General features: G+C 41.4%; 17 protein-coding genes and 3 pseudogenes. 9 read left to right on the top strand and 11 right to left on the bottom strand.

Translation table 11 applies throughout. The features are described 5' to 3' along the window. Positions 1-282: 282 nt before the first annotated feature. Entirely contained in the window at positions 283-2319 is a 2037-nt protein-coding gene (locus VF06_RS04060) for a phosphodiester glycosidase family protein (protein WP_099066766.1), read from the bottom strand. 742 nt (positions 2320-3061) lie between these two features. Here VF06_RS04060 and gltB point away from each other — a divergent pair. Next, on the top strand, positions 3062-7765 hold the full coding sequence (gltB, locus tag VF06_RS04055) for a glutamate synthase large subunit (RefSeq protein ID WP_099066767.1): 4704 nt from the start codon (positions 3062-3064) through the stop codon (positions 7763-7765). Positions 7766-7885: 120 nt separating this feature from the next. On the opposite strand, the gene VF06_RS04050 is transcribed toward gltB, so the two are convergent. Beyond that, entirely contained in the window at positions 7886-8794 is a 909-nt protein-coding gene (locus VF06_RS04050) for a polysaccharide deacetylase family protein (RefSeq protein ID WP_099066794.1), read from the bottom strand. Between the two features lie 1299 nt (positions 8795-10093). Here VF06_RS04050 and lepB point away from each other — a divergent pair. Continuing rightward, on the top strand, positions 10094-10666 hold the full coding sequence (lepB, locus tag VF06_RS04045) for a signal peptidase I (protein WP_099066768.1): 573 nt from the start codon (positions 10094-10096) through the stop codon (positions 10664-10666). Positions 10667-10720: 54 nt separating this feature from the next. Here the strand turns inward: lepB and VF06_RS04040 are convergent, their stop codons facing one another. Together VF06_RS04040 and VF06_RS04035 are read right to left on the bottom strand one after the other, a co-directional pair. Next, positions 10721-11254: a ComEA family DNA-binding protein gene (locus VF06_RS04040; RefSeq protein ID WP_099066795.1), complete on the bottom strand. Its 534-nt coding sequence runs from the start codon at positions 11252-11254 to the stop codon at positions 10721-10723. 14 nt (positions 11255-11268) lie between these two features. After that, the gene (locus VF06_RS04035; protein WP_099066769.1) at positions 11269-11643 is read right to left on the bottom strand and encodes an NINE protein; all 375 of its coding nucleotides are present in this window, start codon (positions 11641-11643) and stop codon (positions 11269-11271) included. Between the two features lie 293 nt (positions 11644-11936). Between VF06_RS04035 and VF06_RS04030 the strand changes: the two genes are divergently transcribed. Together VF06_RS04030 and VF06_RS04025 are read left to right on the top strand one after the other, a co-directional pair. Next, on the top strand, positions 11937-12869 hold the full coding sequence (locus VF06_RS04030) for a J domain-containing protein (protein WP_099066770.1): 933 nt from the start codon (positions 11937-11939) through the stop codon (positions 12867-12869). A 125-nt stretch (positions 12870-12994) separates the two neighbouring features. Next, positions 12995-13318, top strand: coding sequence for a DUF1825 family protein (locus VF06_RS04025; protein WP_096536737.1), 324 nt, complete (start codon positions 12995-12997; stop codon positions 13316-13318). A 198-nt stretch (positions 13319-13516) separates the two neighbouring features. Here VF06_RS04025 and VF06_RS04020 read toward each other — a convergent pair whose 3' ends face one another. Further along, positions 13517-15442 (bottom strand): transglycosylase domain-containing protein, encoded by a 1926-nt coding sequence (locus tag VF06_RS04020; RefSeq protein ID WP_099066771.1) that lies wholly within the window; start codon positions 15440-15442, stop codon positions 13517-13519. 174 nt (positions 15443-15616) lie between these two features. Between VF06_RS04020 and tyrS the strand changes: the two genes are divergently transcribed. The 3 genes from tyrS (at position 15617) to VF06_RS04005 (ending at position 18217) form a co-directional block, all read left to right on the top strand. Then, complete coding sequence (gene tyrS / locus VF06_RS04015; RefSeq protein WP_180267252.1) at positions 15617-16807, top strand: tyrosine--tRNA ligase; 1191 nt, start codon at positions 15617-15619, stop codon at positions 16805-16807. A gap of 14 nt (positions 16808-16821) precedes the next feature. Then, the gene (gene pyrF, locus VF06_RS04010; RefSeq protein WP_099066772.1) at positions 16822-17553 is read left to right on the top strand and encodes an orotidine-5'-phosphate decarboxylase; all 732 of its coding nucleotides are present in this window, start codon (positions 16822-16824) and stop codon (positions 17551-17553) included. Between the two features lie 76 nt (positions 17554-17629). After that, on the top strand, positions 17630-18217 hold the full coding sequence (locus VF06_RS04005) for a hypothetical protein (RefSeq protein WP_099066773.1): 588 nt from the start codon (positions 17630-17632) through the stop codon (positions 18215-18217). On the opposite strand, the gene VF06_RS40300 is transcribed toward VF06_RS04005, so the two are convergent. From VF06_RS40300 to VF06_RS40285, 4 genes and pseudogenes are all read right to left on the bottom strand, one after another. Continuing rightward, positions 18207-18584 (bottom strand): hypothetical protein, encoded by a 378-nt coding sequence (locus VF06_RS40300; protein ID WP_218963815.1) that lies wholly within the window; start codon positions 18582-18584, stop codon positions 18207-18209. The genes VF06_RS04005 and VF06_RS40300 overlap by 11 nt on opposite strands. 683 nt (positions 18585-19267) lie before the next feature. Next, a pseudogene (locus VF06_RS42375) lies at positions 19268-19672 on the bottom strand (uracil-DNA glycosylase); the annotation flags it as partial. A 234-nt stretch (positions 19673-19906) separates the two neighbouring features. Beyond that, a pseudogene (locus tag VF06_RS42370) lies at positions 19907-20584 on the bottom strand (hypothetical protein); the annotation flags it as partial. A 48-nt stretch (positions 20585-20632) separates the two neighbouring features. Beyond that, positions 20633-21022: pseudogene (locus VF06_RS40285) on the bottom strand (uracil-DNA glycosylase); the annotation flags it as partial. Positions 21023-21296: 274 nt separating this feature from the next. Here VF06_RS40285 and VF06_RS03990 point away from each other — a divergent pair. Further along, a complete protein-coding gene (locus VF06_RS03990) occupies positions 21297-21971 on the top strand; it encodes a phosphoribosyltransferase (protein ID WP_099066775.1) in 675 nt (224 codons plus the stop codon). Positions 21972-22004: 33 nt separating this feature from the next. Here VF06_RS03990 and VF06_RS03985 read toward each other — a convergent pair whose 3' ends face one another. After that, on the bottom strand, positions 22005-22184 hold the full coding sequence (locus tag VF06_RS03985; protein ID WP_099066776.1) for a zinc ribbon domain-containing protein: 180 nt from the start codon (positions 22182-22184) through the stop codon (positions 22005-22007). 923 nt (positions 22185-23107) lie between these two features. On the opposite strand from VF06_RS03985, the gene VF06_RS03980 reads away from it, so the two are divergent. Next, complete coding sequence (locus VF06_RS03980) at positions 23108-23401, top strand: hypothetical protein (protein WP_099066777.1); 294 nt, start codon at positions 23108-23110, stop codon at positions 23399-23401. 207 nt (positions 23402-23608) lie between these two features. Here the strand turns inward: VF06_RS03980 and uvrC are convergent, their stop codons facing one another. Beyond that, positions 23609-25486 carry an excinuclease ABC subunit UvrC gene (gene uvrC, locus VF06_RS03975; protein ID WP_099066778.1) on the bottom strand — a complete coding sequence of 626 codons (1878 nt, stop codon included), beginning with the start codon at positions 25484-25486 and terminating at the stop codon, positions 23609-23611. Positions 25487-25570: the final 84 nt, after the last annotated feature.

The raw sequence follows: 25570 nt of genomic DNA, 5'->3' as shown, positions 1-25570 counted from the left end.
TGAACAATTCTGGTGCTATCTCGCTACCTGAAAAACCAGAATTTCGTTGCACTTTGCTAAAGATAACAAAATCAATCCCTATGGTGTAAACTGTCACTGATTAAAAGATATAGGTCTACACTAAGTCTTCATCAACCAAAATGGCGGCTTGTTGTAAACTTTAAAAAAGGGCTGATAAATAGGGAATAAAGAATAATATTCATTAAAATTAATTAAAAATACATTCTTCAATCCCAAACACTCAATCCCTATTTCAAATACACATTCTCCGATACCAATTCCTCATTTTTGTAGGAAAATACCGATACCATTATGAACGCGGGCAGCAGTACTCGGAAAACGGTCGAGTAGTTGTCCTCCTAAGTAAAGACTGGTGGAACTACCACCGTCTAAATTTAGGGCGTCCACACACCCCATTTGTTGCAGTAGTTGGGCGTGTTCTGCCAAGGTAGGGCCATAACCACCCACACGATTATGGACAGCAGCGATTGTTAGTGTGCCTGTTGGCGTTGTGCAAATACCGCTACGAATAGCTTTTTCTGCAATAAAGGCATTGCTGAATTTTTCAGCTTTGGCATCAAGGACAATTTGACGATTTTTGATTAACAGCGGCCCTGCTGCGATAATGTGGGGATAACGATTAAAATCAGCAGGAGTTGTATTGCTGGAAATGCTGACTGTGGTGCCAACAGGTAACTGTGAGGCACTAGCAGTAGCGCTGGCGCGTAAGGTTAGCAGATACCCGTCCGAGGGAATAGGAATCGCTTGCTCGCCAACTTTGCCGCCTGGTAGCTGATTAGTAATTCGATTTTTTTGTACTACTAGGATAATTTCATTGTCTGTTAGAGGTGTGTAAGTAGTTCCCCAAGCAGGAGTATAACGAGCAATACCACTTTGGACATAACCACTATTGAGAAAGAGAATTGGTAAGCGTTGGTTATTGGTAGCGCTCAAAGTTTCTTCTAAAGTGAGGCGATGGAAGTAAAATTGACCGGAATTATTCCAAGCGATGGCTCCTCGGTTGAGAATAGGGCCTGATAACCACTGACCATCTCGGCGAATCGCACCCAAGGGTAATCTGTTATTGCGGTTAAAATAACCACCGTTAATTGCAGCTACCGCTAAGTAACGTTGTGCTGTTTGAATTAAGGGAGCAGTACCAATAAGTGTGTTAGGACTAACCCACATCGGTTTTAAGGTTAACCCGACTCTACGGGGATTAATTTCTAGCCAAACCACCGGAAAGCGTTCTGCACCCAAGTTAATATAACGCTGTCGCCAGCGTAATCCTGGTGCCCAAGTAATATCTCGCTCTTCTAAAGGATCGGGTCGAATGTCAATAATCAGGCGATGGGGGTTTGCTACAGTATTCACTTGAGGTGATAAACCAAAGGGAACACTCAAGCGAATAATGGTTTGGTTCTTCACCACTTCTACTTTTTGAATTAATGGTTCTGGGGCTGGTATTGGTGGTGTAAGTGGCGATAATTGTTTGAGTAGATCTGGCAGTAGTGTTGGTGGTGGTTGGGGAGTATAGCGTTGTATTAATGCGGGATCGGCCATTGCATCCAGGGTAACCATCCACTCGCGATTTGGTGGTGTGGTGGATTTTGGTGGTGGTGTGTCTGGGTCTGGGGATGCAGTGGGAATTGTTTTCACAGTTGCTCCTTGTGCAACTTGCCAAGGAGTTGGACGATCTAAATCGACAACAATCCGAGTTGGTTGCAAAGGAGGAAGATTTGCATCTGAAGGTTGCTGGTTTTGAACAATGTTAATTACTTGGGCTTTTGGGGTGGCGATCGCTAGTATGTTACCATTGGCTTGGATTTGCCATCCCGCTGCTTGGGCAAAATTCGTAATATCTAGATAGCGATATCCCTTTAGTAGGGTAGTGCTTAAAACTAATGGCTTGCTCGCCAAGGAGAACCATTGTATTGGTTGCCTAGTCCAATCGCTACTGTTTAAAAAATTTACTCCTATTAATTGCCGGAATGCGCCGTCACTGATGTGAGTTGTGATTTGGTTGGCTGTTCCAGGTCGCTGTAACCAAGTTCCTGACAAGGTACGCCCATTTAGAGAAATTTGATTACCAGACAAAGGCGATGACACTGCTGGTAAAGGAGATGTCGGCGTCTGTGAAGTTAATCTTGGTATTTGACGATCGTTTTTTAGGGACTCCTGGGCGTTAACATGGGTAGTAGCCAAGCAGACCACTGTCAAAAGTAGTGATGACAAAGTATCTTGCATTAACTTCGCATTCCCAATTAGTGACATCACACAGGAGTATTGTTGTTGGCAACAATTCGGCACTTTTACCATAATTTACTAGGTATTTTTCAAAACTATCACCCAAGGTATAAACTAACTAATTATTTGCAAAGATAAAAATATCAGTTTTTTTTGCGAAAAAACGTGATAATCTATATATTGGATTGTTGTCTCTTGTAAAGAGAAAAAGTAATTTAGCTGCCTAAACGACTGTAAGCAAGTGTTCTAACTGGCACTAATAGCGGCCGCACTATACACGGTAGTGTTGGTTATCAAAACTGGATTAGGATATTTAATCCTCATTGTTAGTTGCGACTGTTGCTACTCCAATGGGGCGTAATTGCTAGTGAGACAGGTGGCGACTGGTAAAGAGAAATTTTTGGGAATTGTCAAATGGGTATATGTTGTAATACGCTGATTTTATTGCTAGATCGGGATAATTTTGATTTTCAAACCTAGTGCAGCGTTAAGTGATTTATATAAAATGAGCCAAAGCAAGTAGCTAATATGCATCTGGAAAGAGGGAATTGAGAAAATACTTAGCTTCACAGTATAAGAGAAAAAATGTCAGGGCAATCACAATGTCTTGGCAAAAATAACTTGTCGGATCATAGTATAAATACATAAAACTACGTAAAGATTTTAACACGGGTTAACTAAAAAGTAAAACCGAAGTTAAAATTTTTTTTCCCTAAATTTTCAGCATTGTTGATGTATTTTGGCTCCGCTAAATTGAAAAATTTTTCTCATAAGTAGTGGCAAAATTGGTAACTCAATAGTTCAGGTACATGGTATGAATAATAAATCGATGAATCAAGACCAGAAAATCACAGCAGACATTGACTCAAGAAATACCAGCCAGGGGCAAAGGTGGTTAGTAGAGGAACGAGATGCCTGTGGTGTAGGTTTCATTGCTCATCGCCAAAATCATGCCAGCCACGAAATTGTCGAAAAAGCTTTAGCTGCTTTAACCTGTCTAGAACATCGGGGAGGTTGTAGTGCAGACCAAGATTCTGGAGATGGTGCGGGAGTATTGACAGCTATTCCTTGGGAGTTGTTGCAACAAGAGTTTTCCCAAAGAGGCCAGGAATTGCGATGTACTAGCAACAAAGCTGTGGGGATGATATTCTTACCACAAGACCAACAAGCTGCTCAAAAAGCTAGGAAGCTAGTTGAGCAAGTAGCTGCCCAAGAAAAACTGACTGTACTGGGATGGCGAGTAGTGCCAGTACAACCTAATCTACTTGGTATACAAGCAAGAGAAAATCAACCCCAGATCGAACAAGTAATCTTCGCCTGTGAAGATAAAAGCGGCGATGAACTAGAACGTCAGTTGTACATTACTCGTCGCCGCATTGAAAAAGCTCGACACAACGTCTCAGAAGAATTTTACATCTGCTCTTTGTCAAGCCGGACAATTGTTTACAAAGGTATGGTGCGTTCGGCTGTATTGGGTGAGTTTTATCAAGATTTGCAAAATCCAGCTTACAAAAGTGCCTTTGCTGCTTATCACCGCCGCTTTAGTACCAACACGATGCCCAAGTGGCCGCTAGCTCAGCCAATGCGACTTTTGGGTCACAATGGCGAAATCAACACCTTGTTGGGTAACATCAACTGGATGATGGCACGAGAAGCTACCCTGAATCATCCAGTGTGGGGCGATGGCATTAACGAACTTAAGCCATTAGTCCACGTTGATAATAGCGACTCAGCTACTTTAGATAACGTGCTGGAATTGCTGGTGCGTTCTGGACGCAGCCCCTTGGAAGCTTTAATGATTATGGTTCCAGAGGCTTACAAAAATCAGCCTTCTTTAAACGAATATCCAGAAATTGTTGATTTCTACGAGTATTACAGCGGTCTACAAGAAGCCTGGGATGGCCCAGCACTTTTAGTATTTAGTGATGGTCAAAAAGTCGGAGCGACACTAGATAGAAATGGATTAAGACCAGCTCGTTATCTAATTACCGAAGATGACTACATTGTTGTGGCCTCTGAAGCAGGAGTAGTGGACTTCCCAGAAGCCAAGATTATAGAGAAAGGTAGACTAGGCCCAGGGCAAATGATTGCCGTGGACTTAGTAAATCATGAAGTGCTGAAAAATTGGGAGATCAAGCAACGCATCGCCAAGCAGCATCCCTATGGAAAATGGCTGCAACAGTACCGTCAAGACTTGAAATCATTGGTCATTACTCAGACATCATCAACAAATGGCAATGGTAATGACCAAGGACAATTGCATATTGACAAGCAAAGCTTACTCCAGCGGCAAACAGCCTTTGGTTACACCACCGAAGATGTGGAAATGGTGATTCAACCAATGGCGATCGCAGGTTCAGAACCCACTTTCTGTATGGGAGATGATATTCCCCTAGCAGTATTGTCAGAAAAGCCCCACCTACTTTATGACTACTTCAAACAGCGCTTTGCTCAGGTAACCAACCCAGCCATCGATCCCCTACGGGAAAAGCTGGTGATGTCTTTGAAAGTCGAGTTGGGCGAACGGGGTAACTTATTAGAACCAAAGCCAGAATATGCTCGGAGATTGAAACTTGAGTCGCCAGTATTGAACGAAACAGAATTAGAGGCGATTAAGTTATCAGGATTTGCCACAGCCGAGTTATCAACTTTATTTGCCATTGCTAACGGGCCAGAAGGATTAAAAGCTGCTGTAGAGGCATTACAAGCACAAGCCGCACAATCAGTGCAAGCAGGTGCCAAGATTTTAATCTTAAGCGACAAAATACCCCCAACCCCCCTTAATAACCAGGGCCACGAGGGTATCAACACAGAATACACTTACATTCCTCCACTGTTAGCAGTGGGCGCTGTGCATCACCACCTGATTCGTGAAGGGTTGCGAATGAAAACATCCCTGATTGCCAATACCGCCCAATGCTGGAGTACGCATCATTTTGCTTGTCTAATTGGCTATGGAGCAGGTGCTGTTTGTCCGTATATGGCTTTGGACACAGTGCGTGATTGGTGGTCAGACCCCAAAACTAAAAAGTTGATGGAGGTAAAAAAAGTTGCTTCTATTACCTTGGAGCAAGCTCTAGGAAATTATCGCAAAGCAGTAGAGTCAGGTTTATTAAAAATTCTCTCCAAAATGGGAATTTCCCTACTCTCCAGCTATCAAGCAGCGCAAATTTTTGAAGCCATCGGTATTGGTAAAGATTTAATCGATTTGGGATTTTGTGGTACGACTTCCCGCATTGGTGGTTTGAGTGTCAGCGAACTGGCTTTAGAAGTGCTTTCATTCCATAGCAAAGCCTTCCCCGAACTGACAACTAACAAATTAGAAAACCTGGGCTTTGTACAGTATCGTCCTAAGGGCGAGTACCACATGAATAGCCCGGAAATGGTGAAGGCGTTGCATAAAGCTTTAGATGGCAAAAACTACGACCACTACGAAGTTTACAAACAGCACCTCCAAGGCAGACCGCTAACGGCTTTGCGTGACTTGCTCGACTTCCAAGGCGATCGCCCCGCAATTCCCCTAGAAGAAGTAGAATCAGTATCTGAAATTGTCCAGCGCTTCTGTACTGGCGGCATGTCCTTGGGTGCTTTGTCAAGAGAAGCACATGAAACTTTAGCGATCGCCATGAACCGCATTGGTGGCAAATCTAACTCTGGGGAAGGCGGCGAAGACCCAGTGCGCTATACAGTCCTAGATGATGTAGATGAATCTGGACACTCACCAACTCTACCTCATTTAAAAGGCTTGCGAAATGGCGATCGCGCCTATAGTGCCATCAAGCAAGTTGCATCGGGACGCTTTGGTGTCACCCCAGAGTATTTAGTCAACGCCAAACAAATTGAAATCAAAATTGCCCAAGGTGCCAAGCCTGGGGAAGGCGGACAACTACCAGGGCCAAAGGTGAGCCAATACATCGCCATGTTAAGGCGCTCTAAGCCCGGTGTAACACTGATTTCGCCACCACCGCACCATGATATTTATTCCATTGAAGACTTAGCCCAGTTGATTTTTGACTTACATCAAATTAACCCGAAAGCAAAAGTATCAGTGAAACTGGTTGCAGAAGTTGGTATCGGGACGATCGCTGCGGGTGTAGCTAAAGCCAACGCTGATATTATCCAGATTTCTGGTCACGATGGAGGGACAGGTGCATCGCCACTCAGTTCTATTAAACATGCAGGTTCGCCTTGGGAACTAGGTTTAAGTGAAGTGCATCGGGTTTTGATGGAAAATAGTTTGCGCGATCGGGTAATTTTACGCGTCGATGGCGGCCTCAAGAGTGGCTGGGATGTGGTAATAGGTGCATTGATGGGTGCTGAAGAATTCGGTTTTGGCTCCATTGCCATGATTGCTGAAGGCTGCATTATGGCGCGTATTTGCCATACGAATAATTGCCCTGTGGGAGTAGCTTCCCAAAAAGAAGAACTCCGCAAGCGATTTACAGGAATCCCAGAACAAGTCGTCAACTTCTTCTACTTCATTGCCGAAGAAGTGCGGAGTTTATTAGCACGACTCGGCTACCGTTCTTTGTCAGAAATTATCGGACGTGCAGATTTATTGACAATGCGTCCAGAGGTAAAACTTACCAAAACCCAATCCCTAAATCTCAACTGTTTACTCCAGCTACCAGACAGCAGAGAAAATCGTCGCTGGTTAGTACATGAACAAGTCCACAGCAACGGCGTAGTTTTGGATGATAAATTCCTTGCTGATGCTGACATTCAAGCTGCTATCAAAAACCAATCCAGTGTGACCAAGACCTTCCCCATAGTCAACACTGACAGAACAGTAGGTGCTAGATTAGCAGGGGCGATCGCTTCCCAGTATGGCGATAGCGGTTTTGAAGGACAAATTAATCTCAAATTCACAGGTAGTGTTGGACAAAGCTTTGGTGCTTTCAACCTCCCAGGCATCATTCTTACCTTGGAAGGAGAGGCAAACGACTACGTAGGTAAAGGAATGCATGGTGGGGAAATCATCATCAAACCTCCATCTGATGCCATTTACAATTCATCGCAAAACGTCATAGTTGGCAATACCTGTCTTTATGGCGCTACTGGCGGTACATTATTTGCCAATGGTTTAGCAGGAGAGCGCTTTGCTGTGAGAAACTCCAAAGGTGTAGCAGTTATTGAAGGCGCTGGGGATCACTGCTGTGAGTACATGACTGGTGGTGCGATTGTCGTTCTTGGTAAAGTAGGACGTAACGTCGCGGCTGGAATGACCGGTGGACTCGCATACTTTTTAGATGAAGACGGTTCCTTCCCTGAATTAGTCAACCCAGAAATTGTCAAAATGCAGCGAGTGATTACCCAAGCAGGTGCAAAGCAGTTGCAAGAGTTAATCAAAACTCATGCAGAACGCACTGGTTCACCAAAAGCGAAGAAAATTCTGCAAAATTGGCAAGAATTCTTGCCCAAATTCTGGCAGTTGGTTCCGCCTTCGGAAGCTGATAGTCCAGAGGCCGATCCTCAAAAAGAAACAACTGAATTCAGTTTAGTCACCAGTAGTCATTAACAAACAACAAAGATCCCCGACTTCTTTAAGAGGTAGGGGATCTGTAGCTTATAACTTCAATAAAACGGCAATTAGTATTAGTCAATTACTATTGGGCAATAAGTTCATAATTAATAACTATTACTTTTTCTTAGCAAGTAATTGTATCTCTTTATCTTCTATTTCCAATAGTTCTGGAACAGTAACAAACCGATAACCTTGCTTTCTCAGGTTACTAATAATTTCTGGTAAAGCTTGCACAGTTCTAGAACGATTACCACCACCATCGTGCATTAGCACAATGCCACCAGGTCTAGAATCTTTGATGACATTATTAATTAACTTTGGTACAGCTGGTAGTTTATAGTCCGTGGAGTCAGCTGACCACATTACTACAGTATACTTTTGGGCTTTGGCATAACCAACTAGCCCATTGTGCATCATCCCGCCGGGAGGACGGAACAGAGTTGTTTTCACTCCTGTAACTTGATAAATTAAGTCTGCCGTACGGTCTATTTCAAAGGCAGCTGCCTGCTGATTAAAGAAGTGATACCAGTGATGCCAAGTATGGTTGGCAATCACATGACCTTGAGCTACGATTTCTTTGCCTAATTCTGGATAATTTTTTAGGTTTTGCCCAACAACAAAAAATGTCCCTTTAATATTATTTGATTTGAGAATATCTAGTACTTGTTTTGTAGTTTGAGGCCAAGGGCCATCATCAAAGGTAAGAGCAATGACTTTCTCTGGTTGAGTAAATTTTGCTTCTTTAATTATCGTTCCTTGAAAACGGGATGGTACAGGGTAGGAGAAGCCTTTTATTTGTGCTTGTTGTTGCCAAATGGTCAACATCGCACCCTTGAATTTCTCAATGCGCTGCTGAGTTCCTGTGTTTGCAGATACATTATTGACACTGATATTTGGTCTAATCTGAGCTTCCGAAGTATTAGGTCTGAGAAGCATCATGACACCAACACTAAAAACACCACCCAAAGCAAGTAACCCAATTAATATCCCTTCTGGCCAAAAAAACGGCTTATTATTTTCCACCATCTAGCTCCTTCACCAAGAAAACCATCCTACGTATATGACAGTACGTTCTAGCACATATTTTTTTAGATATTTAAAAAACCAATGGTTTGTATAATTCTGAAAATTAGAACCAATGACACAGATTTTACAAGTTGAATTGAAAATTAAATGTTTAATTTTCACTGAATCATAAACAATGGAGTCTGCACTTACTGGTTACCATTGCTAGTCTTTGGAAGGAGCATAATTTAGATAATTCACCACACGTGTAAATCCTCTTAAGAAAAGTTTTGAATGTACTGTTGTTTTTTACTAGCTACGCCACTAATATACTTTCGATGGATACCAAATCAGTTCAATTCAAACTGTCAAGGCTACAAATCTTATCTTTTGCAAGCTCTCATTGTTACAGGAAAGTTATATTTAATTAATTTACAGAACAACTGACACTTTGTAAGTTGTTTGAAAAAACACTTTAATAAAGTATTTAGTTATAAAAATTATAAAATATATTTTACTGCCTAATGACATTGGTTCCCTTTTAAGAAAAAATTAAATTTTCACCTCAGAGAATATTACTTTGTAATTTTTATCAAATAGAGAGACGGAAATTAATTCAATATAGTTTCTCATTGCCGAGGGGCACTTAGTCGTTAATCTGGATACTTTTTACTTATTTAGCAAAAATAATTGTATTAGCGGATTAACTCTATTTTTGATGTTGAAACTTTAGTAAAAATTGCTACTTACTTTTTATCTGCTATCGTTACTCTTGATAACTAAAGAGGCTTATACATTATTGATATTACAATTTAATATCCGTTGTTACCGTAAAATTACGTAACTTCATCGCACTTCCTTCGACAATTTGCGAAAATCTTAATAGTCTGTCACAAAACCATTAAAACATTAAATATTCTATTTAAATCGAATGTTTCTTGACTAATTACACTCAATCCAGTTAACTTTTGCTCTCGTAGAAAAAACCGACTGGCTATATAGTTTTACAGTCGGCAACTAGCTTTTTTTAGCAGGAGGTAGCAAAGCTGAAAATTATTTAGTGACTTGCCTTATAATTGCAGCAATTAGAATTAAAATTTTTAATTGTCTATTTAAGAGCGTTAAGCTCCAGCCTATGTTCCCTGAAACAGGTCATAGTTGACTTTCGGCAGTTTTGCATAGTTTTGGTAGATGCAATAACTGTATTATTTAATCTATGTATTAATTAGGAAGAAACTCAGCTTGCTTATCAGTATACCTTTGAAAGCAAAATAATCAAGGTATTTGTTCCACTTCTTTAACTGGCTAAAAATTTCTATGATTCCTCACGAAAGTGATGCACAAAAAGAGCGCGCGCCTTTAAAAGTATGGCGTAGTTGGCAAGAAAATCTAATTTTAGTGGCCATCGCCTTATGTTTGGCACTCCTAATTCGGACTTTTATCGCCGAACCTCGTTACATACCTTCTGATTCGATGTTACCCACCTTACATACTGGCGATCGCTTGGTGGTGGAAAAAATCTCCTATCATTTTCACCCCCCCATAACTGGAGATATTATCGTTTTTCAGCCACCCGCAGAACTACAACGTCGAGGATATCCCCAAGACCAAGCCTTCATTAAGCGAGTCATTGGTCAACCTGGTGAGGTAATTAGTGTTGTTAGGGGCCAAGTTTATATCAACGGCCAACCCTTAGCAGAAGACTACATTGCTGAACCAGCAAATCAGCCGTTTCAGCCTGTAAAAGTTCCAAAAGACCAATTTTTCGTTATGGGAGATAACCGCAACGACAGTAACGACTCTCGTTATTGGGGCTTTTTACCCAGAAAAAATATCATTGGTCGGGCTACATTTCGCTTTTGGCCTCTAGATAGGATTGGCTTGATTTAACTAGTAAGTAGTCAGTTGTTTGTGATTAAAACTGGCTACTTAATAAATAAGCAATTAGAAACGCAGAAAATACATTAGTTGAGAGATCGCATCACCAGGTAGTTCTAATCGTCGCTGGAAATCAGCCAAGTTATGAAAAGGGCCGGCAGATTGGCGATTTTGCACCACTGCTTGCGCTAGAGACAAATCGATAAAGGGAACTTTTGCTAAACTTTCAACTGTTGCTGTGTTCGGATTAATTAAATTTGTTGGAGAATCTAAAGATTCGTGGTCATAATAATTAAAATTTAATAGCGGTTTTAATGGTTCGAGTCGCGGGGAAGGTATAGTCAAAGCCGCAGCGATATCTTCAATACAGTAAAATTTCACACCAGAACGTGAAAGTTCCACAAGCGATCGCGCTTGGTGAATTGATAAACCAGGTAAGCGCAACCAATCATCTACAGTTGCTTGATTAGCATCAATACGAATGCCTAATTGTGCGGCGATCTGGATTTCTTCCCCAGATTGCAACCGATAGTAGGGATCTTTGAGCAACTTGGCACGGAGTTTTTGCAGTTTCAAATTGAAAGGTAGCCAATTGTTCATGATTGTCGCTAATATCAAGAAATTTGGTCTAACAGTTGGCGGCGTTTTTGCTCAAATTCATATTCGGAGATTAGTCCATCTTGGCGTAAAGCATCAAGTTCGCGCAAAGCATCAGCAACTGCTCCTACTTGATTACTCACTCGCTGTGAATTCCTGAGAGCTGACTTGCCGAGATTAAAATTGCGATCGAAAGCTTCTTCGTCTTGGGCTAGATACCAAACTCCCTCAATAGCACTAGCTACCTTGGGGATAGGCGTCCACGAAAGCAAGACATACAAAATACCCCACAGGTGCTGTCCCAAATAAAATTTATGTAATCCGGAAATTGTCAGCGTGCCAGAAAAAGCTAGAACAGCGGCAACACTTCGGCTCTTGCGCTTAGTCAACATATTCTTAAAAAATATACCAGTACCACAGTTCCTACAATAAAATAGCCATTACGAATTCAAAATTTGCAATCAAGAAATATAATGGTGGCAATCATTTTGAATATATTGCTAAGTTTTTACTTAAATAGTGGTCATCTAATTTTATTTTAGTCAACTAGTCTACCTTGTCTTGATGATTTTTGGGTGGAAAACCCCAGGATTTAAAGTTTGACAATCAACTTGAGTAGGTGTCACATGAGTGGGCATTTGGCTTTGATGGTAATTTTTAGTTTTTAAGCGATGGGATTACTACAATGTCACAAACTTTCCTACCACCGAAATGGACTGAACAGCTTTGCGATCCTTATGCTGTACTAGGAATTTCTGTGACTGCTGACGATCGCCAGATTCTCAAACGCTATCACACTTTAGCAAAACTGCTACATCCCGATCGCCATACCAAAAGCAGCAACCGAGACCAAGAATTAGCAACGGCAATATTTAGCCATTTAATCAATCCAGCTTACGAGCAGTTAAAAAATCAACACAAGCGCTTTAGTGCCATAGCCATGCTACTTTCAGAAGCAAGAGTGTTGAAGGAGCAAGCTTTGTCTTCTGAAAGTGTCCTATTCCAAGAGATTCGGGAAATGACTGCACCCCAAGCAGAGTTATTTTACGAAGAAGCGATGGCCTGCTATGCAGAAGCTCAATACAAATCACTACATCAGTTTTATCAAGTAACCCAACAAATCAGGATACTGAATTTAGTTTATTTACAGCTGCATAAATCTAATCTATTGCTACCTCAAGAACCTCTCCCCATTATCTCCAAGGTAGAAGTTAAACTAGTTCAAGTGACATTAAGTGAAGAAACTAATGTCAAACCAGTTTTGAAAAATTACGCTCAACGCCACTACGAGCGAGCTATTGAATATATTAAACTAACCAAATGGACGCTAGCTGTCCAAGAACTGCGAGATGCCATCAAGTTAGAGCCTCATAATAGTGATTATCACGCCTTATTAGGTTTTGTACATCTGCGACAGAAATTACTAGGGATGGCTAGGGTTTACGTTACTCAAGCATTAAAACTTGACCCCCAACATTCACTAGCTTTGAAATGCGCTACCAGATTGAAAATTCAACCTGGTGAAAACCGCAATCCGAAATCAATTGCTAAAGCTTTGAGTATTGCAGCTTTATTAGGTGGATTTAAAAACGGGAAACGTTCTCAAGTCAAGTGTTGAAATTTCGGTAATAAACCGTACTCAAACCGAAGCTTGTCCACTATATTACTCCCCTAGACTAGAATAAAAATAGAAGTCAAACTATTAAGCTACTGAGTCTGGGCGCTCAGTTTTATATAGGCAACATGGGATTCTTCGATTCTGAAATAGTTCAGCAAGAAGCAAAGCAGTTGTTTGATGATTATCAAGCACTTATCAAGCTTGGCAACAGCTATGGGAAATTTGACCGCGAGGGCAAAAAGTTATTTATTGAGCAAATGGAAGCCATGATGGATCGGTATCGCATCTTTATGAAGCGCTTCGAGCTATCAGAAGACTTCATGGCACAAATGACAGTAGAGCAACTGAAAACCCAGTTAGGTCAGTTTGGTGTTACTCCCCAACAAATGTTTGACCAAATGCACCTCACTTTAGAACGGATGAAAGCCGAGCTAGAAAAACAGCCTTAACATGAAGTTAGGAGTTGGGAGTTGGGAGTTGGGAGTTAAAATTTATGTGAATCAAGTCTTGAAAGCTTCGTTACTTCCTTAATTTATCCAAAATTATAATTTTGCTTAATTTTGGAAAAATTCATTTAACTAGAGGTAAACCAATATCAGGTGGGAGTTACTTAATAACTCCTAACTCTTAACTCCTAACTCCTAACTCTAATTAGACTTGGGACGGGGAAACTGGGAAGGTGACTTGAAGTTTTCTACAGGCACATTTTTGAGTGCCTTTTCCATAAAATCTTTCCAAATAGGAGCAACCATACCGCCGCCTGTAGCACGGCTAGCTAATTGTCTGTTGTCGTCTCTTCCTACCCAAACAGCAGTAGTTAACTGCGGTACAGTACCAACATACCAAATATCTTTTTCTGAGGAAGTTGTACCAGTCTTACCAGCACTGGGACGATTTATAGCAGCACCTTTACCAGTACCACTGGTAACTACTGTTCGCATCACATCAATAATAGCTGCGGAAGCCCAAGGATCGAGAACTAGTTGCGGTTTAGGAGTATTATCTAGTAATACATTGCCACTACTATCACTAACGCGGGCAATTACAGTAGGTGCAGACTGCCAGCCATAATTAGCAAAGGTAGCATAGGCACTAGCCATTTCTAATGGCGTGACACCAATTGCCCCCAGAGGTAGCGAGGTCACGGGTTCCATTGGACTCATAATCCCCAAGGTACGGCAGGTTTCTATAACTCGATTCATTCCCACAGCCTTACCAATTTTAATCACAGGAATATTCCGTGACTGCGCTAGAGCTGTGCGAATTGGCATCGGGCCGCTAAAACTGCCATCGTAATTCCTGGGAGAATACCAACCACTACCATCTTGATATCTAACTGGAGAATCTACCACTGTTGTATCCGGCCCATATTTACCAGTAGCAAAAGCAGTATAGTAGACGAAGGGTTTAAAAGAAGAACCGGGCTGTCGCTGAGCTTGAGTTGCTCGGTTGAATTCACTGACTTTCGGATCTACACCACCCACCAAGGCTTTGATAAAATGCGTGCGCGGATCGATAGCCACCAAAGCAATTTGATTCTTTGATAATCCCTGCCCCAGCAGTGATTTATGCCACTTGACGACAGTTTCCTCTGCCATAGTCTGAAAATTGGCGTCAACCGTAGTTTGTACCCGCATTCCACCCTTGAGTAGTGCCTCGCGGCCAAACTTCTTAGCCAATTCCTGCGCTACAGTGTTGGTGATATAAGGTAGGGCACTACCTTGAAAGGATTTGATTTTGCCAAGTTTGATTTCTTGCTTGAGGGCATCGTCATACTCTTGCTGGTTAATCCAATTCATTTCCAGCATTCGTCCCAGTACTTCTTTTTGTTTCTGTTTTGCCAGCTTCATACTCGCAAACGGGCTGAATTCTTCTGGTGCTTGAATCAAACCAGCCATCATTGCTGACTCGCCCAAGGTTAAATATTCTGCTGACTTATTAAAGTAACTGCGAGCCGCAGTCTGTACACCATAATTGTTATGACCCCAATAAACTTGATTGAGGTACATTTCTAAAATTTGGTCTTTGGTAAGAATTTGCTCTAACCGAATTGCTAGCACTCCTTCGGCTAACTTCCGGGTAAAGGCACGCTTGCGAGTCAAAAATAAGTTTTTTACTAACTGCATAGTAACAGTAGAGCCACCTTCGCGGACTCCACCTGCCACAGCGTTAACTACTACAGCACGTCCAACACCAGTGGGGTTAATACCGTGATGAGTGTAGAAGTGGCTATCTTCACTTGCCAATACTGCCCGTTTGAGATTTGGGGAAATTCTATCTAAGGGAACTACTTCTCGGTTGGCTTCCCCGTGGACACTAGCTAAAAGTTTACCCTTAATGTCATAAATGTAAGTCGTTTCTGAAGGAAAGAAATTACGTAGCTGTCTGACATCTGGCAAATTACGGAAACTAATGGCTAAACCAACCAGTCCTCCGGCTACAATGGAACTTGCCAGCATGGTGATTGAAAGCAGAGTCCCGCCAGTTACCTGGCCGACTCCCTTCAAAAACTCGAAACCTGATGAAGCCCGACGTTGCGGCTGCTTATCTTCAAAAGTCCTAGACGACGACACGGCGATTTCACTTCCTCAACTTGTAAATTTAACTGTAATTAATTGGGCGAAGCAAGGCGGTTAATTTTTTGCAATTATAGTAGTTTGGCAGATGAGAAAGTGGATAAATTGCAAGTGCTTATAACCAACTTAACTTCTAGTGTACAAAGCATAGCTAACGATGGATTTTCTGGTATGACGCAAGATATGAATTGGTTGCGTCGTGGTGTAGTAGAAGTTTTCCCACAACCAGCTGATAATAACAGTGAAAGTCTAGAAAAGCGCTTATTAACTACAAACCAACCTTTGAGGATTAAATTAGGAATCGATCCCACAGGCACTGATATTCATCTAGGTCATAGCATACCAGTACGAAAACTGCGAGCTTTTCAAGATGCTGGTCATACAGCAGTTCTAATTATTGGCGATTTTACGGCACGCATTGGCGATCCGACTGGTAAATCAGAGGTGCGTCGTCAGCTTACAGAAGCAGAAGTAGCCCACAATGCCCAGACTTATCTTGACCAAGTACGTCCTATCTTGGATTTTGACACACCAGGACGGTTAGAGGTGCGCTATAACTCCCAATGGCTTTCCCAGCTAAACTTAGAGAAAATTTTGGAGTTACTTTCCACCATGACGGTCGGGCAGATGTTAGCTAAAGAAGGATTTGCCGATCGCTATAAAAAAGAGAATCCGATTTTTATCCATGAGTTCCTGTACCCCTTGATGCAAGGTTATGATTCTGTTGCTGTGAAGGCAGATGTGGAATTAGGAGGAACCGATCAAAAATTTAACATTGCTGTGGGCAGAGATTTACAACGTCATTTTGGTCAAAAGCCACAGTTTGGAATGCTGCTGCCGATTTTAATTGGTACTGATGGCGTGCAAAAAATGTCCAAGTCATTAGGTAATTATATTGCCTTATCAGAACACCCAGGACAAAAGTATCAAAAATTACAGGGTGTTCCTGATGGGCTATTGGATCAATATTTTGAACTATTGACGGATTTACCTTTAGACAAATTGCCAGAAAATCCCCGCGATCGCCAAACACTTTTAGCATGGGAAGTTGTGAAATACTACCACGGGGAAACAGCAGCCCAAGAAGCCAAAGAAGCTGCCCAAAGCGGCGGTAAGCAAGGTGCAGTTCCAGAATTCTCTCTAGCTGGGGTATCGCAATTTCCTGTGAAGTTAGCTTATCTTCTTAATGTCACTGGCTTGTGCAAAAGTACAGGGGAAGGCAAGCGGAAAATTCAAGAAGGTGGAGTACGTTTAGATGGCGATCGCATTTCTGATGTCGATACCACTTTCGCAGCTACTAGTGATTTACAAGGTAAAGTTTTACAAGTCGGCAAAAATAAATTTGTGCGTTTAGTGCTTTAGATAAGGAGTAGGGAATGGGGAGTGGGGAATTGGCTCAACAACGAGTGATTGTGGCTTTGGATGTGCCAGACGAAGAAAGTGCCATCGCCCTTGTGGATCGACTTGAGGATGTTACTTTCTTCAAAGTAGGCTTAGAGTTGTTTACCAGCACCGGGCCAAAAATTCTGGAAATGCTCAAGTCTCGCCAAAAAAGCATTTTCCTAGATTTAAAGTTTGACGATATCCCCAATACTGTCGCGGGTGCTTGTCGTAGTGCAGCTCGTTATGGAGTAGATTTATTGACGATTCATGCTACATGTGGTAGAGAAGCTCTGAAAGCAGCAACAGAGGCGGCACAAGTAGGAGCAGCACAAGCGGGTGTAAAACCACCGAAGTTAATTGCTATTACTTTATTAACAAGCATTTCGGCTCGACAACTGGCTTTTGACTTAAAAATTCCCTTAGAGTTGCCAGAATACGCTTTAGAAATGGCACTCATGGCTCAAGAATCAGGGTTAGATGGGGTAGTTTGTTCGCCTCAAGAAGTGGTACAGCTACGGCAAAGTTGTGGAGATGACTTTTTATTAGTTTGTCCCGGTATCAGACCAACTTGGGCAGATAAAGCCGATCAAAAGCGATCGCTCACTCCAGCACAAGCGATTGTTGCTGGGGCAAATTATCTAGTGATTGGGCGTCCCATCACCACTGCTGCCGATCCAGAACTAGCTTGGAAAAGAATTTCTGAGGATTTGAGTGCCATCGCATGAAGCCAGAAATCAGCAACAAAACAAGGGTAAACCCCATAGATAAATAAAAAATGTAGTAAGCCGTCTAAATTTATTTATGGGGATTATCTTCTTACTTTTTACTTTTTACTTTTTACTTTTTAACCCTAACCCCTCTTTGCTAGCACAGGAGGGAAACATAGATACTGGGGCAAAATCTTCCTGTTCCGAGCAAAATTTAGAAACATTGACTACGCAGTTATTACAAGATTTGCCCAGTTATACTAACCGCGTCATTCAACGCGCCCGCCGTCGCAACCGCAGCGCTGATGTATACAGTTATATCCTGGTAGCAGGAAAACCTGAATTTACTCCCCTACCCCTTAACCTTGAAGAATATAGTAAAGATGCTCCTGAAAGTTCTATGTCGGGAGTTGAACAAGTTTTTTTTACCACCTTAGGGCGTCAGTATATCGGTAAGACCGCAGTAGAATTACAAGAATTTCACTGGCTATTGTTAACTAAAACTAAAATTGGTTGGCGTATAGTGATGATGTTTTCTCAAACTGGTTCTTATTCAAAAAAACAGCCACTATCTCCGCCACGTGATAGTAGTAATGGTGCGATCGCTCAAGGAGTTCAAGCTTGGTTACGCGACTGTCAGGCTGGAAGTGTGCGTAACCGGACAATCAAGCCTAGAGTTTGATTTTCATAACTGTCACTTTAGTCCCAGCTACTGCTGCCAGAATCACAGCTACTACTGCCGGAATCATAGCTGCTACTGCCGGAATCATAGCTACTACTGCCGGAATCATAGCTACTACTGCCGGAATCATAGCTGCTACTGCCGGAATCATAGCTACTACTGCTAGAGTCACAGCTATTACTGCCAGAATCATAACTACTGCTGTAGTCATAGTTGCTGTGATTGTAGTTACTGTTGCCAGATTCGCAGCTATGATTTCTGTGGTCATCATAGCTACTGTTGCCAGATTCGCAGCTATGATTTTTGTGGTCATCATAGCTAGTACTGTAGCTTTGGTAAATACTGGGATAATATATTTGAGTATCATCAACAGACGAAGTACTGCTGCTATTACTAGAAGAATTACTAAAGTTGCCTTTATGACTTTTACGGTAACTCTTTTTACTAGATGAATCAGCACGTTTGATGAAAGCTATCAAACCCAGCACAATTAGTAAAAATACGATTAAGCCCCACATACTTATTCTCCTTTGCTAATGTTCTCAAGCTTAATAAGCTGACGAGAGCTAGAGTATAGCTTCAGTTGCGTAAATCGTTTTTCCGGATTTCATCAAACTTGAGAGGTCTAGTCAGTAATAAAGGAGATGTAAAGGACTTAAAGATATTTTGCTGTGAGAATTTGACCTAGTTGAAAACTGTTATGGGATGTAGATTTTATCGAACAGAATTCAGGAGTCAGGAGTCAGAATTCAGAATGAATTCTGTATGACTGGCGGATGAATGACCGGGTTTAAGACCCCCACTAAATTGAAAATTTAGTGGTCTTCAATCAGTCGCGGGTCTGAATCCCCGACTGATTTATTCTGACTCCTGAATTCTGACTTCTGAATTCTTCTTCAAGCCAAAGTTATGCCAAATGTACGCAGATTAAAAATTTTTATTTTGACTTTTTTCATTTCCTTTGAGTCAGTATCAACACGTAAATAATTATGTGTAATTACTGATATCAAGGTTCTATCGCGAAAAAAGTCTGCTATGAATCCACTAACATCAGGTGGTTTTTGTGATTTCATCTAACTTGGCACGCACGGCTTGGATGTCCTGCCACATCAACCATTTCGGGCTACCTCTTTCTTTAGAAGGGTTACGCAGCAAATAGGAAGGATGAAAAATTGGCATACACAAACGCCCTTCCCACTCTAGCCACTGTCCGCGAATTTTCGTAATCGCCCGCTTATCGCCAGTTAAACTTTTGAGGGCAGTTGCACCCGTTAACAGAATGATTTTCGGGTCAACTAGGCGAATTTGTTCTAGTAAGTAGGGTTTGCAAGCCGTTATTTCTTGTGTAGTAGGTACACGATTCTCAGGTGGGCGGCAATTATGTACAACACCTGCGGGTGTCACAAAATTGGCTGTGTCTTCAACATCAATACAGTAAACTACGTCAAAATCTGGCTTTGGTGGTAATAGTTTTTTAATAACTGGTTTCCAGTAGGTGACAACTGCTTCTTCTTGATAAACTTCTATGTTAAATGGAATACTATGCAGTTCCTCTGGCAATTTATATCGCATAGAGGCAGGAATGTATTCAGCAATATTTTCTAAAAAGCGAATGCCTTCACCATATCTAAAAAATAGCCTCCAAGTAGACTTAAAAACTGCGTATGTTCTGTAGCCTTGAGTCTCAAAATATTTAACAACTTTTTGAGCCGTTTCTGGTGTGATGTTTCCTAAAGCAATTTCAACGTCAATACTTTTTCTGATTTGCCCATCTTTGGTTTTTGTTCGCCAATAACCATCATCCATGTACCAAATAGCTAACCCAAAGTTGTCTAGTTTTTCTAGTGCTGTTATGGGAAAATCTTTTTTATTATTGGGATACCATTCCTCGCGTAGGTCGTGCAAATAATAGGTTTTTGCCAGTCCCATACTCAGAGATTGATAAGTTTTGCCATTTTGTGACTTGGCTAGATATTCTTTTACCTGTGGTCGAAAACCATTTAGTACTCTTGCTTTGAGTTTTAAATAAGCTGCTTGTTGAATACTATGATTTTCCAAAAACTGACCAGTGGAACTAATACAAGCATCACCTAGTAAAGACCCTAGTAATACTTGTAACCCTCTGCTTCCAGGAGCAGGTGTACCAGTTGCAACTAAGTCATCGTCTTGTAATTCTTCAACGGGAATCCAGCCTCTACGGGTAAGTACTGGATGATCTGCTGTGGCAATATAGCCAACTTCACCTTTGTTGTTACATTTACCATCTGGAAAAAAGACTTTGTAAAGCTGCCTTCCTGCAAGCTTAGACCGATACCAACCAGTTACTTGTTTCCAAACCAAGCTGCCATTAGGATCGACACTCAACACTTTACCTGACCACTGATTTTTGACAATCCAGTTAAGTCGTTTAGAACCTTCTTCTGTGATGATTCTCGTATAACCAGCGAGACATTTGTTGATGTTGGCAATGTATACATCTTGCTCAGTACTCAAATTCACAGATGCGAGAATTTTCTCTAGCAACTGCCCTGATTTGCCTACAAATGGTAAACCCGTTTCGTCTTCATTTTGGCCAGGGGCTTCTCCTACAACCATTATTGGGGCTTTGAGGTTACCGCGTCCGACGACGGCGTGGGTACGAGTGTTTCCCAGTACACATCGGTGGCAGCGATCGCAATGCTGCGCCAACTCAGTCATGGTGGAATAGGTACCGGGAGGGATAGAAATCTTAGCGTCTGTGGGAATTAGGTCTTGTTGGTTAAAGCTTGAGTCGTCGAAGAGGCTAAGTTGATTTTCGCTGCTCATGAAAATTTATGATTTTGGTATCAGCACCAGCAGTCTTATTTGATTTAAGTTTGTCTTTAGGGAACTCCAAAAAATAAATTATTCCAGTTAATGCGTTGAAGGTTGACTGTTAATTGTCAACAATAGCAGTGGAATATTTTTTTACTTGGAAGTCCCTTAGTGAGAGACTGATGGGAATACTTAATTATTTATACAAATCTTATTCTATCAGTTAATTTCAGACAAAATTCAGTCATGATAAAGGCAGTGCCGTCCTAAGACGCTAGGGGAAACCATGTCATATACCCCACTTTTTGCCGATCGCATCCATGCGGGTGAAGAATTGGCGCAAGTAATTCACGATCTTTTGACTCAGCAAACCATTGATTCTGGGGTAAAGCCTATACCAATCGTTTATGCTTTGCCAAGGGGGGGTATACCAGTAGCAGCACCAATAGCACGTCTTTTGGGTTGTCCTTTAACCATAGTTGTAGCTAAAAAAATTAGTCATCCAGAAAACCCAGAGTTGGCTATTGGCGCAGTCACTAGTTCTGGAAATATTCTTTGGACTGAGCAAAAACTTTTTAGCTCCAAACATGATGCGCGCTGGCGAGAAGCGGCTTTAACTAAAGCTATTAAGCAAGCTCAGTCCCTAGAGGAGCAATTAATTTCTGCTTGTCCTCAAGTGAATATAAAGGATGCTACGGCAATTTTGGTTGATGATGGCATTGCCACAGGTATGACTATGGCAGTTGCTTGCAGTGCCATCAAGGCCCTTTCACCTAGAGCAATTTGGCTGTGTACTCCGCTAGCACCACAAAAATTGCTACCTTGGTTGAATCAATGGGGCGATCGCATAATTGTTTTGAAAACACCGGAACCTTTCTGGAGTGTAAGTAATTTTTATGCACAATTTCCCCAGGTCAACACATTAGAAGCTCTCCGATATCTCCAGCAACAACAACAATAGCCAACACAAATTCGTGTGAGTAATTTTGAATTTTTACTTTCTTGCAAGAATTCCTGGCGCGTAAGCCTCAATTACTTTCCCAGTGCGAGTGCAGCTAATCATCAAGTAATCACAACTTGGGCATTGTGTCCGAGTTAATTCATTATCAGTAATAAAATAACGCTCCGCTTGGCTACCACAATTTGGGCAGTAAATCTTCTGTACTGTCTGCATTTTTAAGATCCCTGGTTGTAATTATTTTTTATTTGCTAAAACTGCTACTTAAACCAGTTAAAAATTCTGGTTCGACCCAACTTAACAAACTGCTGTGAAATTAGCTAATGATTTTAAACAAAATTTCAGGTTTGAAAAATTTTGGATATCTTAAATCTATTATCGTCAAATTTACGTGATTTTACCCTCCTACTTTAGATACATAAATTAAATTTTTAATAAATTTCGTTTAGAGATTCCGCGATCCCTATGGTTAATGCCTTGAGAGAGATTGATTTTCAATGATTGTAGAGAAAAACAAAAAAAGCCATTCTAGTATTCAAAAATTAAAATTCAAAAATTACTGTATCTTTGGTTACAAAATATCTGTCTTAAGATTTAGTTAATATTTACTAACGAGATTTATAAGATTAAATTCTGACCAGATAATATTTCATCGAAAGAAACATACGGAGTGGGTACAGACGGTTTAGCCAATTTGCGTAACATAACTTTACAATGTGTCCGAATTTCCACGTATCTCGAACTAAAAATTCCCAACGTACTTATTCCCGACGCATCGCTTTAATCTTACTCTCACTACTGATGGTGTCCTGAAATTTCTAGCTCGTACTAAAAATCCTTAATTGAACAGTATTGCTTTTTAGATACTATTTAACTTATGGCAATTTTGAGGTAAATAGACCGCGTTGTAGGGGCTTTACAGCTAGCTGTGCGTCCCTACCGAAAATTGTGGTTCAAATAGATGAAAAACGCTGTAAGAATTTCATTGCCAAAATATAATGATAGACCGTACCTTTTTTTTACTTGTTCTAGTTTTCATAGGAATACCATTAAGCGTTTTATTCGCATACTTTGGGTTGAATTATTCAGGATTCTGCTTCGCCAAGATGCGTTATCTAAGCGATGAAGAGAGGTTCCGAATGGTTTTTGATTATCAAAACGAGCGAACAGATTTAGGACGAAGCAGTTACAACTACATCAAATATGAAAGTTTTGATGAATATATCAAAGAAAATCCAGACTGCTGTTCTATCAATACTGGTGGGCCTTACGAGATTCGACAGCCTTCGTTTTTAGATCGGATATTTGGATATGATGCTCCCGATGTCATAGTTATTAAATTCAAAGTGCGTTATTTAGATGAAAACGGTAATAAGAGATCGTTTGAAACGCATTTTGAAAATACTTTACAAAATTGTGGGCATCCCCAATGAGGATTTTCTCTATTAGGGATTACCAAGAAATAAATTATCCAATTTTGTGGGGTGAACCGGAAAGTCCGCCCCAAGCCTTGGGCGGGCGAGACGCCCACCCCACACGAAAAATTGTATGTTTTTTTATTTGGAAGTTCCTTAAACAGCAGTAACGTGCAAAGGACAGGTATGAAGCCAATCTAAAATCCTTGCATTATTTGGCTGATATCAAGATGGATGAAAATAATCGTAAATTTCTTGAGCCAAACGCGGCCCGATTCCGGGAACTTCGGCGAGTTGCGCGGTTGTTGCTTGGCGAATATAATCAACCGAGCGAAAATGTCCTAGTAGCTGCTTTTGTCGATGATGTCCTAAACCAGGAATTTCATCTAAACGCGATCGCTTTAATTTATCACTGCGTTGCTGACGATGGAAAGTGACTGCAAATCGATGCGCTTCATCCCGCAGTCGTCGCAATAGCTGTACCCCTGGTTGTTCTGCGTCAGTGGTTAATGGTTGAGATTCTCCTGGTAAAAAAATCTCTTCTCGCTGCTTCGCTAAACTCACAACTCGCAAGTCTTCCAATAAATTCATTTCTTGCAAAACAGCGACAACTGAAGATAATTGACCTTTACCGCCATCAATCATAATTAAATCGGGCCAGTCAGGATTACCCAAACGTGTTAATTGCGGATCTTCGGCATACTTGCGAAACCGACGTTGGATAACTTCCGCTAGACTAGCGAAATCATCCGAATGTCCGGCTGTAACTGTGGGATTTTTGATTTTGTAATGGCGATAGTACTGTTTGGCGGGTAACCCGTCGATAAACACGACTTGGGAAGCTACAGCATTTGAGCCTTGGATATGGGAAATGTCATAACCTTCGATGCGGTGGGGTACATCTGGTAAATCTAGAATAGTCGCTAAATCTTGCATTGCTTGGTGATTGCGATCGCCCAGTTTTTGCATTCTTTGTAATTCATAGTGGGCATTTCGCTCTACCATCTCTATTAATTCTGCCTTAGTTTGCCGCAAAGGAGCCAAAATCGTCACTTTTCTCCCTTTACGTTCAGTTAAGACATCTGCCAAGATTTCTGCATCTGGTAATTCATGCTGTACTAAAATTTCTGTGGGTATTTCCACAGAGTCAGCAGTTTGGTAATGTTCTTCTAAGGCTCGTTGTAAAATTGCTCCTGGTTCTGCATGAGCATCCGCCACAAACGCCAAGCGTCCCACCAATTGTCCTGCACGAATTTGGAAGAGTTGAATGCAGGCGTGTTGGGCGTCAGCTGCTAAGGCGATGGCATCCCGCGAAACTGTATCATCTGGTAAGGATACTTTTTGGTCAGCCGTCAGCGATTTTAACCCAGAAATTTGATCGCGAATTCGTGCTGCTGATTCAAAATTCAAGTCCTCAGCAGCAGTGTTCATTTGTTGAGTCAAAACATCAATTAACTCTTGAGTCCGACCTTGGAACACCATCGCGATTTTTTGGACAATTTTGCGATACTCTTCTGGTGAAATCAGGTGTTGACACACACCCGGACAACGCCCTAAATCATAATTTAAGCAAGGACGGTCTTTGAAAAGTGGTTGGGGTCGTTGTCGCTGGGGAAAGATGCGCTTACACAAACGTAAAATTTCTCGCAACAAACCAGCATCGGTATAGGGTCCATAAAATTTATCTTTTTCTTTGCCTAACTGGCGTTTTCGAGTGATAAAAATCCGTGGATAATCTTCCGACCAAGTGATGCAGAGATACGGATATTTTTTATCATCTTTGAGCAGGACGTTAAAGTATGGCTGGTGTTGCTTAATTAAATTAGCTTCCAGTGCCAAGGCTTCGGATTCTGTATCAGTGACAATGAACTCAATTTCTGTCACCAATTTTACCATTGTGGCGATGCGTTCGCTTTTGTTGTATCCATCCCGGAAATAGGAACGCACCCGCGATCGCAACTTACGCGATTTACCTATGTATATAATGCGATCGCTTTTGTCCCGCATGAAATAAACCCCTGGTTCTGGTGGAATTTCTGCAAGACGGCTTTCCAGTCGTTCCGGCTCTTTAACTAGTGGTAGTATTTGAGTGGATATTGTCACAAGCAAAATTAATTAATCTTTCTCTATTTTAAGAAAAATTCTTTTTTCTTGCGGATTTGATGAAGCTTTGTCAAGTAAATATAC

It is taken from the genome of Nostoc linckia z4 (assembly GCF_002608075.1).
GTDB classification, from domain to species: Bacteria; Cyanobacteriota; Cyanobacteriia; order Cyanobacteriales; family Nostocaceae; genus Nostoc; species Nostoc linckia.
This window is presented reverse-complemented; position numbering and strand designations above follow the sequence as displayed.